Consider the following 13,327-nt stretch of genomic DNA (forward strand, 5'->3'; position numbering starts at 1 on the left):
GCCTCGATCGATCCCTGGTGAGTAACGTTGTGTCTTTTGTTGAGAAACATCGTTTGACGAGCGTACGGTTTTAAGTTTGATGCGCCAAGTTCATTGAACGTTGTGCGCGTTTATGAGCTGTGCAGCATGCAGCAGCGTTTCAACTATACCATCGGAATCCGTATCGTGTATAGATTCCCCGTGGTTATAACCATACGGCACCGTGAGCACGGGGCAACCGGCCGCGCGGGCGGCCCGGGCATCGTTCGACGAGTCGCCGATCGCCACCACCTGGTGCGGCGGCAGGCCGAAGTACTCGCAAGCGCGCACCAGCGGCAGCGGGTCGGGCTTCTTCTTCTCGAACGAATCGCCGCCGTAGATCACTTCGAAGTAGCCGTCCAGCTCCTTCAGCTTCAACAGCGGCAGGGCGAAGGCGAGCGGCTTGTTCGTCACGCAGGCGAGGCGAATGCCGGCATCCTTCAGTTCCGTGAGGCCGGCCGCCACATCCGGGTACAGCGTGCTGTGGTGGCCGTTGATGGCCAGGTAGTGCCGCTGATAGGCATCCATCGCCGCGGCGAAGTGCTGTTCGACGGCCGCGTCGTCATGGTCGAGCGAGAGCACGCTGCGGATCAGGTTTTCCGAACCCTTGCCGACCATGTTCTTGATCTGCTCGGCCGTGATCGGTTCCAGTTTCAGTTCCTCGCGCATCGCGTTGATGGCCACGTGGAAGTCGGGCACGGTGTCGAGCATCGTGCCGTCCAGGTCGATGATGGCGGCGCGCACGCCGGCCAGGGGGTGAGCGGCCGCCGTCATTTACACCGCCGCCAGCTGGGTGCGCATCGCGTCGATGACGGCCTTGTAGTCGGGCTGGCCGAAGATCGCCGAGCCGGCCACGAAGGTGTCCGCGCCCGCTTTCGCGGCGGCGGCGATATTGTCGATCTTGATGCCGCCATCCACTTCCAGCATGATGTCGCGGCCCGATTCGTCGATCAGGCGGCGTGCCTGCTCGATCTTCTTTAGCGCCTGCGGGATGAAGGACTGGCCGCCGAAGCCCGGGTTCACCGACATGATGAGGATCATGTCGACCTTGTCCATCACGTGCTCCAGGTAGGACAGCGGCGTGGCCGGGTTGAACACGAGGCCGGCCTTGCAGCCGTGGTCGCGGATCAGTTGCAGCGAACGGTCGATGTGGTCGGAAGCCTCGGGGTGGAAGGTGATGATGTTGGCGCCGGCCTTGGCGAAGTCGGGGATGATGCGGTCGACGGGCTTGACCATCAGGTGCACGTCGATCGGCACCTGCACGTGCGGGCGGATCGCCTGGCATACCAGCGGGCCGACGGTGAGGTTCGGCACATAATGGTTGTCCATCACGTCGAAGTGGATGATGTCGGCGCCGGCGGCGACGACGTTCTTCACTTCCTCGCCCAGGCGGGCGAAGTCGGCGGACAGGATGCTGGGGGCGATGCGGAAAGTAGTCATGACAGGGTGGGTAGCAAAAAGATGCGTTATTTTACGCCGCTCTCCCGTTATGTGCGGAGCGCACCTTGCGCACCGGAGGGAAATGGGGTGCAATGCGGAACCGCATTAATGAAATGCCAAACTTGACTTTCGGGCAGCTCCTACAGCACACCACGCCCGGCAATAAGGAATACCGATGGCCCAATATGAATTCGCCGTAACGGTCAGGACGCAGTTCCTGCCGGAACAATCCGACCCCGAACGCACCAACTTCGTGTTCACCTACTCGATCACGATCAAGAACACGGGCACGGTGGCGGCGCAACTGATCTCGCGCCACTGGGTCATCACCGACGCCAACAATCACAAGCAGGAAGTGCGTGGCCTGGGCGTGGTGGGGCACCAGCCCCTGCTGCAGCCGGGCGAGCAGTTCGAATATACGAGCGGCACGGCCTTGCAGACCCCGCAGGGTTCGATGGTGGGCGAGTATTTCTGCGTGGCCGAGGATGGCCACCGGTTCGAGGTGCCGATTCCGGAGTTCGTACTGTCCCTTCCGCACACCCTGCACTGATCCGGTTGTTATAAACTTCGTCGCATCATTCAGGCTGGTCCGGCCGTTTGGCCGGAGGCGTCTTTTTCTTGCCGGGCATCGTCCACCACACGATGAACACCAGCAGGAACAGCGCCACCAATGCCTCGACCATCAGGATCCACATACCGCCTCCATGTTTTTCGTTCGCCGTAGTCTACCCCGTAATTTCCATCTGTTGACCTGCGCGGCCGTATCGGCAGTCCTGCTTGCCGGTTGCGGGGCACCGCCCGCACCCCGTCAGCAGCCCGCGCCGCCCCGGCCCGCACCTCAGCCGGCTCCCCAGCCCGTACCGCAGCCCGCACCTCGGCCCGAACCTGGGCAGCCGCCGGCGCCGCCCGCGAAAACGGCCTTCGTGCCGGGCACATTCGCCGACCTGCCCGGCTGGTCGCGCGACGACCTGCGCGCCGCCTGGCCGGCCTTCCAGTCGTCCTGCTCGGTAATCGGCAAGCGCGCGGACTGGAAGGAAGCGTGCTCGATCGCCCGCACCGTGAATGCGAACGACGAGCGCGCCGTGCGCCTGTTCTTTGAAACGTTCCTGGTGCCGCACCGCGTGATCGCGCCGGATGGTTCGGATACCGGCCTCGTCACGGGCTACTACGAGCCGCTGCTGCGCGGCGCCCGCAAGCAGGGCGGCCCGTACCAGACTCCTCTATATAAAGTGCCGGACGATATGGTGACCGTCGACCTTGCCGCCGTATATCCGGAACTGAAGGGCAAGCGGCTGCGCGGCCGCCTGCAGGGCAGGAAGGTGGTGCCGTACGCCAGCCGGGAGGAAATCGCCCGCTCGGGCCTGGCCGGCAAGGAATTGCTGTGGGTCGACGATCCGGTCGAAGCCTTCTTCCTCGAGGTGCAGGGCTCCGGCCGCGTGCAGCTCGATTCCGGCGAAACGGTGCGCGTGGCCTACGCGGACCAGAACGGCCATCCGTACAAATCCATCGGCAAGTGGCTGATCGAGCAGGGCGAATTGACGTCCGAGCAGGCGTCGGCGCAAGGGATCAAGGCGTGGATCGCCGGGCACCCGACGCGCAGGCAGGAACTGCTGAATGTGAATCCCAGCTATGTGTTCTTCCGCGAAGAAAAACTGCCGGACCCCAGCGTTGGCCCGAAAGGTTCGTTGGGCGTGCCCTTGACGCCGCAGCGTTCGGTGGCGGTGGACACGACGCAGATTCCGTCAGGCGTCCCGCTGTACCTGTCCACCACGCAGGCTGCCAGCGAGGTCCCGCTGCAGCGCCTGGTGATGGCGCAGGACACCGGTGGCGCCATCCGGGGCGCCATCCGCGTCGACTTTTTCTTTGGTTTCGGTACCGAGGCGGCGGAGAATGCGGGTCGGATGAAGCAGAGCGGCCAGGTGTGGGTGCTGCTGCCCCGCCAGACCCGCTGAGCGGCTGGCTGGGCTGCTTACCGCAGAACCAGTACCGGCAGCGTGGTATGCGCCAGCACCTTCTGCGTTTCGCTGCCGAGCAGCAGTTTGCTCAAGCCGCCGCGGCCGTGCGAGGCCATCAGGATGATGTCGCAGTTGTGTTTGTCCGCAGCGTCCACGATGTCCTTGTAGGGCGTGTGGGAATTGCTGACGATACCCTCGAAGGGCACGCCGGCGGCGGCGCAGGCGGTGGCCACCTTGTTGATGTTGGCCTGGGCCGCGGTGGTGATCTGCGTTTCGAACACTTCCGCGTCCGGCACGACGGCGCCTCCCTCGGCCATCGGCACGAACGGGAATGGCTGGGCAACGCAGATGGCGACGATGCGGGCGCCATGCACCTGGGCGAAGCGCACCGCCGTTTCGGTGGCTTTCACGGCCAGGTCGGAGCCATCGGTGGGTAACAGGATGTTCTTGAACATGACAGTCCCCTTGTAAAGTTGGCAATGCTCCAGTCTAAGGGCACCGCCGCATCAAGGGCGCACGCTTCGGATCGGGCGCGACGTGACGGCGCCCATGGCCAGCAGCACGCCGCCCGCCGCGATACAGTAGAGGGCAGGGCGCACGCCCAGGCGGTCGCCCGCATAGCCGGCGGCCAGGGCGCCCAGCGGGGCCACCGCCACCGTCAGGAAGCGCATGGTCGAGATCATTCGGCCCAGCATTTCGTCCGGCGTCACTTTCTGGCGCAGCGCCTGGTAAGGGATGAAGAACAGCATGGCGCCCAGGTCGAAGAAGAACATCAGGAGCGCATATGTCGCCGCGCTGAAGCGGGCGTCGCCAAACAGATCGCGCGGGATCAGCGGCATCAGCACGAAACCCAGGGCCATCGACGCGGTGCCGATCACGATTGTGTTGCCGGCGCCGTAACGGTGGTTCAGCGGCCGCAGCAGCAGGGAACTGGCGAACACGCCGGCTCCGCCCAGCATCTGCGCCGTCCCCAGCATGCCGGCGTTCATGCCCAGTTCGCGCGTGGCGAACAGCACGAGCAGTGCGTTATAGCCGTAGAACAGCAGGTGCCAGGCGCCGGCCACCCAGGCCAGGGCGCGCAGCAGGGGCTGGCGCCAGATGAAGGCGAAACCGGCACGCACATCGTGCAGCGGGTGGCGGTCGCTGCGCGGCGGGATGGCTTCGCGCATCTTTACGCGGCCGATATTCCAGAGCGAGATGAAGAATGTTGCCGCGTTGACGAGGATGGCCACCGGCGCCGTCAGCCACTGGATCAGGATGCCGGCCAGGCCCGGAGCCAGCAGCCGCGAGATCGAATCCGTGCTGGCGAAGCGGGACTGCGCCTCGACCATCCGCTCCCGGCCGACGAGCAGCGTGAGATAGATCTGTTCCGCCCCGCCACCGATGACGTTGCAGGTGCCCTGGATCGCCGCCACCGTATAGAGCCACGGCATGCCCAGCAGGTCGAGCCACCACGCGACGGGAATCGATGCCAGCGAAATGCCCTGCGCGGCCTTGCTGGCCAACAGGATCGGCAGCTTGCGGCTGCGGTCCAGCAGCACGCCCGCCGGCAATGCGAAGACCGCGAAGGGAATCGCCTGGCAGGCGGTGAGCACGCCCATCTGCGCCGGGGTGGCGTGCAGCAGCAGCACGGCGCAGAGCGGCAGCGCGAGCGTGCCGATCTGCGAGCCGAAGCTCGTCAATACCAGGCTGGCCCAGTAGTGGCGGAAGTCGGAATTCGACAGCAGCGCGTCGGTGCGCCACCGTTCGGCAATCGGAGAAAGAAGGGGAAACGGCATGAATCGGCCGATCATACCGCAATGGCACAGGCATCCCGATGACGCTACAATCGCCCGAACTATCGTCCCGGGAGACCAGCATGCAATATGAAGACCTGATCGTTGAAGTCCACGGCAAGGTGGCCCTTATCCGCCTGAACCGGCCGAAGGCGCTGAATGCGCTGAACGACCGCATGATGAACGAGCTGGGCGAGGCGTTTGCCGGTTTCGACAAGGACCCGCAGATCGGTTGCATCGTGCTGACCGGCAGCGAGAAGGCTTTCGCCGCCGGCGCCGATATCCCGGCGATGATCGACTACACGTACCAGGATACCTACCGCGACAATTACATCACTCGTAACTGGGAGCACATCCTGAAGGTGCGCACGCCCGTGATCGGCGCCGTCGCCGGCTATGCGCTGGGTGGCGGTTGCGAGCTGGCGATGATGTGCGACTTCGTGATCGCGGCAGATACGGCCAAGTTCGGCCAGCCGGAAATCAAGATCGGCGTCACCCCTGGAGCTGGCGCCACGCAGCGGCTGCCGCGGGCGATCGGCAAGGCCAAGGCGATGGACATGCTGCTGACGGCCCGCACCATCGACGCGGCGGAAGCGGAGCGCACTGGCCTGGTGTCGCGTGTGGTCCCGGCCGACAAGCTGATCGAAGAAGCGCTGGCGGCGGCCACCACGATCGCATCGATGCCGCTCTCGGTAGCCATGCAGATCAAGGAAGCAGTGAACGTGGCCTTTGAAGTGCCGCTCACGGAAGGCGTGCGCTACGAGCGCCGCCTGTTCCACGCCGCGTTCGGCACGCCGGCGCAGCGCGAAGGCATGCATGCCTTCCTCGAAAAGCGCTTGCCAAACTTCGAGGGGCTTTGATATAGTTCTGTCCCTCGCAGCAACGCAGCTGTCACGAAAGTGAAACAAGCAGCTTGATGTGAGTAGATGAGAAGCTTGACGAATCGCACGAAACACTCGATAATCTCGCTTCTCTGCTGCTGACAAACACAACGATTTGTCTACGAACGCAGCAAGCGCCGAATGGCAAGAATTCTTTAACAATCAACAGTCGATAAGTGTGGGCGTTTGATGATGTGCCCGGGACTTTGGTCCCGAAGCTCAAAATATATAGCATCAAACGTTCACGCAAAATAAACGTAATCATCTTCGAATGATTCGTCAGTATTTTGAGTGAATGACCCTCGGCAGAAATGCCGAGACAACAGAGATTAAACTGAAGAGTTTGATCCTGGCTCAGATTGAACGCTGGCGGCATGCTTTACACATGCAAGTCGAACGGCAGCGCGGGCTTCGGCCTGGCGGCGAGTGGCGAACGGGTGAGTAATATATCGGAACGTGCCCAAGAGTGGGGGATAACGTAGCGAAAGTTACGCTAATACCGCATACGATCCAAGGATGAAAGCAGGGGACCGCAAGGCCTTGTGCTCCTGGAGCGGCCGATATCTGATTAGCTAGTTGGTGAGGTAAAGGCTCACCAAGGCGACGATCAGTAGCTGGTCTGAGAGGACGACCAGCCACACTGGAACTGAGACACGGTCCAGACTCCTACGGGAGGCAGCAGTGGGGAATTTTGGACAATGGGGGCAACCCTGATCCAGCAATGCCGCGTGAGTGAAGAAGGCCTTCGGGTTGTAAAGCTCTTTTGTCAGGGAAGAAAAGGGTGCGGCTAATATCCGTACCTCATGACGGTACCTGAAGAATAAGCACCGGCTAACTACGTGCCAGCAGCCGCGGTAATACGTAGGGTGCAAGCGTTAATCGGAATTACTGGGCGTAAAGCGTGCGCAGGCGGTTTTGTAAGTCTGACGTGAAATCCCCGGGCTTAACCTGGGAATGGCGTTGGAGACTGCAAGGCTGGAATCTGGCAGAGGGGGGTAGAATTCCACGTGTAGCAGTGAAATGCGTAGAGATGTGGAGGAACACCGATGGCGAAGGCAGCCCCCTGGGCTAAGATTGACGCTCATGCACGAAAGCGTGGGGAGCAAACAGGATTAGATACCCTGGTAGTCCACGCCCTAAACGATGTCTACTAGTTGTTGGGTCTTAATTGACTTAGTAACGCAGCTAACGCGTGAAGTAGACCGCCTGGGGAGTACGGTCGCAAGATTAAAACTCAAAGGAATTGACGGGGACCCGCACAAGCGGTGGATGATGTGGATTAATTCGATGCAACGCGAAAAACCTTACCTACCCTTGACATGTCAGGAACCTCTGAGAGATTGGAGGGTGCCCGAAAGGGAACCTGAACACAGGTGCTGCATGGCTGTCGTCAGCTCGTGTCGTGAGATGTTGGGTTAAGTCCCGCAACGAGCGCAACCCTTGTCATTAGTTGCTACGAAAGGGCACTCTAATGAGACTGCCGGTGACAAACCGGAGGAAGGTGGGGATGACGTCAAGTCCTCATGGCCCTTATGGGTAGGGCTTCACACGTCATACAATGGTACATACAGAGGGCCGCCAACCCGCGAGGGGGAGCTAATCCCAGAAAGTGTATCGTAGTCCGGATTGTAGTCTGCAACTCGACTACATGAAGTTGGAATCGCTAGTAATCGCGGATCAGCATGTCGCGGTGAATACGTTCCCGGGTCTTGTACACACCGCCCGTCACACCATGGGAGCGGGTTTTACCAGAAGTAGGTAGCTTAACCGCAAGGAGGGCGCTTACCACGGTAGGATTCGTGACTGGGGTGAAGTCGTAACAAGGTAGCCGTATCGGAAGGTGCGGCTGGATCACCTCCTTTCTAGAGTAGGCACTGACCGCAAGGTCGTGCATCAAACGCTCACACTTATCGACTGTCGAATGAAGAAGAAACAGTAGCACCGCAAGATCATGCGGGTCTGTAGCTCAGCTGGTTAGAGCACCGTGTTGATAACGCGGGGGTCGTTGGTTCGAGCCCAACCAGACCCACCAAAGTATCTGCATCCCATGGGGGATTAGCTCAGCTGGGAGAGCACCTGCTTTGCAAGCAGGGGGTCGTCGGTTCGATCCCGTCATCCTCCACCAAAAGCTTAAACGTAAGCGTGACGAGTTCACATTTATGTTTAGTCTTTTAGAGACTTAAGCTGTTTCGTTCTTTAACAATCTGGATGAAGTAAAGTTTATTAAGCGTGGATCGAAAGATTCACACTTAGGGTAGTGTTCGAAAGAACGCATACAAAACTCATCAAACACAGTAGTAAATGCATTTGAAGCTATAGCCGTCAAGGTTATAGGGACAAGTGACTAAGTGCACATGGCGGATGCCTTGGCGATTACAGGCGATGAAGGACGTAGTAGTCTGCGATAAGCTTCGGGGAGCTGACAAACGAGCTTTGATCCGAAGATTTCCGAATGGGGAAACCCACCCTTTTAGGGTATCACTCACTGAATACATAGGTGTGTGAGGCGAACGCGGCGAACTGAAACATCTAAGTAGCTGCAGGAAAAGAAATCAACCGAGATTCCCAAAGTAGTGGCGAGCGAAATGGGAAGAGCCTGTACGTGATAGTCGGACTGATAGTGGAAGCCTCTGGAAATAGGCGCCATAGCGGGTGATAGCCCCGTACACGAAATCAGACCGGTGGTACTAAGCGTACGACAAGTAGGGCGGGACACGAGAAATCCTGTCTGAATATGGGGGGACCATCCTCCAAGGCTAAATACTCGTAATCGACCGATAGTGAACCAGTACCGTGAGGGAAAGGCGAAAAGAACCCCGGGAGGGGAGTGAAATAGATCCTGAAACCGTGTGCATACAAACAGTCGGAGCGGACTTGTTCCGTGACGGCGTACCTTTTGTATAATGGGTCAGCGACTTACATTCAGTAGCGAGGTTAACCATATAGGGGAGCCGTAGAGAAATCGAGTCCGAACAGGGCGTCAGTTGCTGGGTGTAGACCCGAAACCAAGTGATCTATCCATGGCCAGGTTGAAGGTGCGGTAACACGCACTGGAGGACCGAACCCACTAATGTTGAAAAATTAGGGGATGAGCTGTGGATAGGGGTGAAAGGCTAAACAAACTTGGAAATAGCTGGTTCTCTCCGAAAACTATTTAGGTAGTGCCTCAAGTATCACCACCGGGGGTAGAGCACTGTTATGGCTAGGGGGTCATCGCGACTTACCAAACCATTGCAAACTCCGAATACCGGTGAGTGCGAGCTTGGGAGACAGACGTCGGGTGCTAACGTCCGGCGTCAAGAGGGAAACAACCCAGACCGCCAGCTAAGGTCCCAAAGATTGGCTAAGTGGAAAACGAAGTGGGAAGGCTAAAACAGTCAGGATGTTGGCTTAGAAGCAGCCATCATTTAAAGAAAGCGTAATAGCTCACTGATCGAGTCGTCCTGCGCGGAAGATGTAACGGGGCTAAGCCAGTCACCGAAGCTGCGGATATCCGCAAGGATATGGTAGGAGAGCGTTCTGTAAGCCTGCGAAGGTGGCTTGTAAAGGCTGCTGGAGGTATCAGAAGTGCGAATGCTGACATGAGTAGCGATAATGCGGGTGAAAAGCCCGCACGCCGTAAGCCCAAGGTTTCCTGTTCAACGTTCATCGGAGCAGGGTGAGTCGGCCCCTAAGGCGAGGCAGAGATGCGTAGCTGATGGGAAGCAGGTTAATATTCCTGCACCGTCGTATGATGCGATGGGGGGACGGATCGCGGAAGGTTGTCTGACTGTTGGAATAGTCAGTTTCTGGTTCATAGAAGGTGCTTAGGCAAATCCGGGCACGTAATTCAAGGGACTGGGACGAGGGGTCATTGACCCTGAAGCAATCGGAAGTGGTTCCAAGAAAAGCCTCTAAGCTTCAGTCATACGAGACCGTACCGCAAACCGACACAGGTGGGCGAGATGAGTATTCTAAGGCGCTTGAGAGAACTCGGGAGAAGGAACTCGGCAAATTGGTACCGTAACTTCGGGAAAAGGTACGCCCCGGTAGCTTGACTGCTTTACTGCAGAAGGGTGAAAGGGTTGCAATAAAATGGTGGCTGCGACTGTTTAATAAAAACACAGCACTCTGCAAACACGAAAGTGGACGTATAGGGTGTGACGCCTGCCCGGTGCTGGAAGATTAAATGATGGGGTGCAAGCTCTTGATTGAAGTCCCAGTAAACGGCGGCCGTAACTATAACGGTCCTAAGGTAGCGAAATTCCTTGTCGGGTAAGTTCCGACCTGCACGAATGGCGTAACGATGGCCACACTGTCTCCTCCCGAGACTCAGCGAAGTTGAAGTGTTTGTGATGATGCAATCTACCCGCGGCTAGACGGAAAGACCCCATGAACCTTTACTGTAGCTTTGCATTGGACTTTGAACCAATCTGTGTAGGATAGGTGGGAGGCTTTGAAGCGGGGACGCCAGTTCTCGTGGAGCCAACCTTGAAATACCACCCTGGTTTGTTTGAGGTTCTAACCTTGGTCCGTTATCCGGATCGGGGACAGTGCATGGTAGGCAGTTTGACTGGGGCGGTCTCCTCCTAAAGTGTAACGGAGGAGTTCGAAGGTACGCTAGGTACGGTCGGACATCGTGCTAATAGTGCAATGGCATAAGCGTGCTTAACTGCGAGACCGACAAGTCGAGCAGGTACGAAAGTAGGACATAGTGATCCGGTGGTTCTGTATGGAAGGGCCATCGCTCAACGGATAAAAGGTACTCTGGGGATAACAGGCTGATTCCTCCCAAGAGTTCATATCGACGGGGGAGTTTGGCACCTCGATGTCGGCTCATCACATCCTGGGGCTGTAGCCGGTCCCAAGGGTATGGCTGTTCGCCATTTAAAGTGGTACGTGAGCTGGGTTTAAAACGTCGTGAGACAGTTTGGTCCCTATCTGCCGTGGGCGTTGGAAATTTGAAGGGGGCTGCTCCTAGTACGAGAGGACCGGAGTGGACGAACCTCTGGTGTACCGGTTGTCACGCCAGTGGCATTGCCGGGTAGCTAAGTTCGGAAGAGATAACCGCTGAAAGCATCTAAGCGGGAAACTTGCCTTAAGATGAGATTTCCCGGAGCCTTGAGCTCCTTGAAGGGTCGTTCGAGACCAGGACGTTGATAGGTCAGGTGTGGAAGTGCAGTAATGCATTAAGCTAACTGATACTAATTGCCCGTACGGCTTGTCCCTATAACCTTGACGGTTATATCTGCATTTACTCTGATGAGTACCCTAACTTTACTGATTCCAGATTGAGGTTCGTTGCTGCTCCACTGAGAGCAACGCGCCGTACAAGTCATGCCTGATGACCATAGCAAGTCGGTCCCACCCCTTCCCATCCCGAACAGGACCGTGAAACGACTTTGCGCCGATGATAGTGCTGCAACCAGTGTGAAAGTAGGTTATCGTCAGGCTGTTATTCCGAAAAAACCCGTAGCGTGATCGCTGCGGGTTTTTTTACTTTAAGTGTGAGAGTAGTCCAGGCAATAAAAGATTTTAGGCACCGCGCCCTGCGCGAGCCAACCGGTCAAGTCTGATGACCATAGCATGTCGGTACCACCCCTTCCCATCCCGAACAGGACCGTGAAACGATAATGCGCCGATGATAGTGCTGCAACCAGTGTGAAAGTAGGTTATCGTCAGACTAGTTATACGAAAAAAGCCGCTGCGTCCCCGCAGCGGCTTTTTTATTTTCTCGGCTCGTTATCCCTAATGCTGAGTTCGTGTCTCTCAGTGCCTGGCACCGCGAGACACGGGCTGGACAATGCTGCCGCTTCACTGCGCCGGCGTCTGTTCCGCCGTCGCCACCACCGTCTCGGGCTCCTTTGCCTTCGTCCCCCTGCTGATGCTCTCGCCATCGTTCTTCTTCAACGTCCAGAACATGCCGGCGGAAAGAACCGTCAGCCCGGCCAGCGTCAGGAATGCGTGGTGCAGGGCGCTCGTCAAGACCACGCGGTCCGTCTGCGGCATGTCGCCCAGGTACCAACCGGTGATCAGCGAGCCGCACGCCAGCCCGAAGCTCATCGACAGCTGCTGCATCGAGCTGGCCATGGTGCTCGCCATGCTGGAATCCTTCTGGCTCACATCGGCATACGCGATCGTGTTCATGCTCGAGAATTGCAGGGAGTTGAAGAAGCCCTGGCATAGCGAGATCAGCACGATCACCCAGATTGGCGTGCCCAGCTGCACGAAGGAGAACATGGCGATCGTCACGCCGATGAATGCCGTGTTCACGACGAGCACCTGCCGGTAGCCGAAGCGGGCCAGCAGACGGGCCGAGAAGAACTTCATGAACATCGCCGCGGCGGCCGAAGGCATCATCAGCAAGCCCGATTGCCAAGCCGGCAGGCCGAGGCCCAGCTGGTACAGCAGCGGCAGCAGGAAGGGGAGGCCGCCGACGCCGAGCCGCGTGAAGAAGCCGCCCAGCACCGAGACGCGGAACGTGCGGATCTTGAACAGTTGCAACCGCAGCAGCGGGAACTGTTCGCGCGTCGCATGCCAGCCATACGCGGCCAGCAGGCAGACCGAGATCGCGAACAGCACCCCCCACGACGTGATATCCAGGCGATGCTCGCCGAAGATCTCGAGCAACCATGACAGCAGCGCCACGCCGGTGCCGAACAGGATCAGGCCCATCACATCGAGCGGCCGCGCTTCCTCGCCCTTGTAGTCCGGCATGTATTTATGGGCGAGCCAGATCGCCGCCAGGCCCACCGGCACGTTGATGAAGAAGATCTCCCGCCACGACATCCAGTGCACGATCAAGCCGCCGACGGTCGGGCCCAGCAAGGGCCCGATCAGCGCCGGAATGATTACGAAGTTCATCGCCGTCAGCAGCTCCGCCTTCGGGAAGGTGCGCACGATCGCCAGCCGGCCGACCGGCATCATCATCGCGGCGCCGAACCCTTGCAGGAGCCGCGCCGCCACCAGCATCGGCGAATTCACCGACAGGCCGCACAAAATCGACGCCACCGTGAAGATGCCGATCGCCGTCATGAACACGCGCCGCGTGCCATAGCGGTCGGCCATCCAGCCGCTCACGGGGATCGCCACGGCAAGGCTCAGGATATAGCTGGTGACGACCGCCTTGAGGCTCAGCGGTGTCACCATCAGGCTGATCGCCATGCTCGGGATGGCGGTGTTGACGATCGTGGAGTCGAGTTGCTCCATGAAGAGGGCCGCGGCGACGACCCAGGGGAGATAGCGCTTGGTGATGGTTTCTGAGCTGGACATTGCACTT

The 13,327-nt window shown here is 58.9% G+C and carries 8 protein-coding genes, 2 tRNA genes and 4 rRNA genes; 9 read left to right on the forward strand and 5 right to left on the reverse strand.

Annotated elements, in window-relative coordinates; translation table 11 throughout:
- Window positions 1-90: 90 nt before the first annotated feature.
- Both V6Z91_RS11660 and rpe read right to left on the reverse strand, forming a co-directional pair.
- Complete coding sequence (locus V6Z91_RS11660) at window positions 91-792, reverse strand: phosphoglycolate phosphatase (RefSeq protein ID WP_338770536.1); 702 nt, start codon at window positions 790-792, stop codon at window positions 91-93.
- A complete protein-coding gene (rpe, locus tag V6Z91_RS11665) occupies window positions 793-1,458 on the reverse strand; it encodes a ribulose-phosphate 3-epimerase (RefSeq protein ID WP_338770537.1) in 666 nt (221 codons plus the stop codon).
- 175 nt (window positions 1,459-1,633) lie between these two features.
- Here rpe and apaG point away from each other — a divergent pair, with 175 nt between their 5' ends.
- Both apaG and V6Z91_RS11675 read left to right on the forward strand, forming a co-directional pair.
- The gene (gene apaG, locus V6Z91_RS11670; protein WP_338770539.1) at window positions 1,634-2,008 is read left to right on the forward strand and encodes a Co2+/Mg2+ efflux protein ApaG; all 375 of its coding nucleotides are present in this window, start codon (window positions 1,634-1,636) and stop codon (window positions 2,006-2,008) included.
- 373 nt (window positions 2,009-2,381) lie between these two features.
- The gene (locus V6Z91_RS11675; protein WP_338770541.1) at window positions 2,382-3,410 is read left to right on the forward strand and encodes a murein transglycosylase A; all 1,029 of its coding nucleotides are present in this window, start codon (window positions 2,382-2,384) and stop codon (window positions 3,408-3,410) included.
- A 17-nt stretch (window positions 3,411-3,427) separates the two neighbouring features.
- On the opposite strand, the gene V6Z91_RS11680 is transcribed toward V6Z91_RS11675, so the two are convergent.
- Both V6Z91_RS11680 and V6Z91_RS11685 read right to left on the reverse strand, forming a co-directional pair.
- Complete coding sequence (locus V6Z91_RS11680; protein WP_338770543.1) at window positions 3,428-3,868, reverse strand: universal stress protein; 441 nt, start codon at window positions 3,866-3,868, stop codon at window positions 3,428-3,430.
- A 51-nt stretch (window positions 3,869-3,919) separates the two neighbouring features.
- Complete coding sequence (locus V6Z91_RS11685; protein ID WP_338770545.1) at window positions 3,920-5,191, reverse strand: MFS transporter; 1,272 nt, start codon at window positions 5,189-5,191, stop codon at window positions 3,920-3,922.
- 80 nt (window positions 5,192-5,271) lie between these two features.
- Between V6Z91_RS11685 and V6Z91_RS11690 the strand changes: the two genes are divergently transcribed.
- The 7 genes from V6Z91_RS11690 (at window position 5,272) to rrf (V6Z91_RS11720) (ending at window position 11,732) form a co-directional block, all read left to right on the forward strand.
- Window positions 5,272-6,048: an enoyl-CoA hydratase gene (locus tag V6Z91_RS11690; RefSeq protein WP_338770547.1), complete on the forward strand. Its 777-nt coding sequence runs from the start codon at window positions 5,272-5,274 to the stop codon at window positions 6,046-6,048.
- Between the two features lie 352 nt (window positions 6,049-6,400).
- A 16S ribosomal RNA gene (locus tag V6Z91_RS11695) occupies window positions 6,401-7,931 on the forward strand.
- A gap of 93 nt (window positions 7,932-8,024) precedes the next feature.
- Window positions 8,025-8,101 (forward strand) — tRNA-Ile (locus tag V6Z91_RS11700).
- 17 nt (window positions 8,102-8,118) lie between these two features.
- Window positions 8,119-8,194, forward strand: a tRNA-Ala gene (locus tag V6Z91_RS11705).
- A 209-nt stretch (window positions 8,195-8,403) separates the two neighbouring features.
- Window positions 8,404-11,277: ribosomal RNA gene (locus V6Z91_RS11710) — 23S ribosomal RNA — on the forward strand.
- Window positions 11,278-11,388: 111 nt separating this feature from the next.
- Window positions 11,389-11,501, forward strand: a 5S ribosomal RNA gene (gene rrf, locus V6Z91_RS11715).
- A gap of 118 nt (window positions 11,502-11,619) precedes the next feature.
- A 5S ribosomal RNA gene (gene rrf / locus V6Z91_RS11720) occupies window positions 11,620-11,732 on the forward strand.
- Together the 16S, 23S and 5S rRNA genes with 2 tRNA genes alongside form the textbook arrangement of a ribosomal RNA operon.
- A gap of 130 nt (window positions 11,733-11,862) precedes the next feature.
- Here the strand turns inward: rrf (V6Z91_RS11720) and V6Z91_RS11725 are convergent.
- Window positions 11,863-13,320, reverse strand: a complete 1,458-nt coding sequence (locus tag V6Z91_RS11725) for a DHA2 family efflux MFS transporter permease subunit (protein ID WP_338770548.1) — start codon at window positions 13,318-13,320, stop codon at window positions 11,863-11,865.
- Window positions 13,321-13,327: the final 7 nt, after the last annotated feature.

This window comes from Massilia sp. METH4 (assembly GCF_037094685.1).
In the GTDB taxonomy this organism is placed as follows: Bacteria; Pseudomonadota; Gammaproteobacteria; order Burkholderiales; family Burkholderiaceae_D; genus Rugamonas.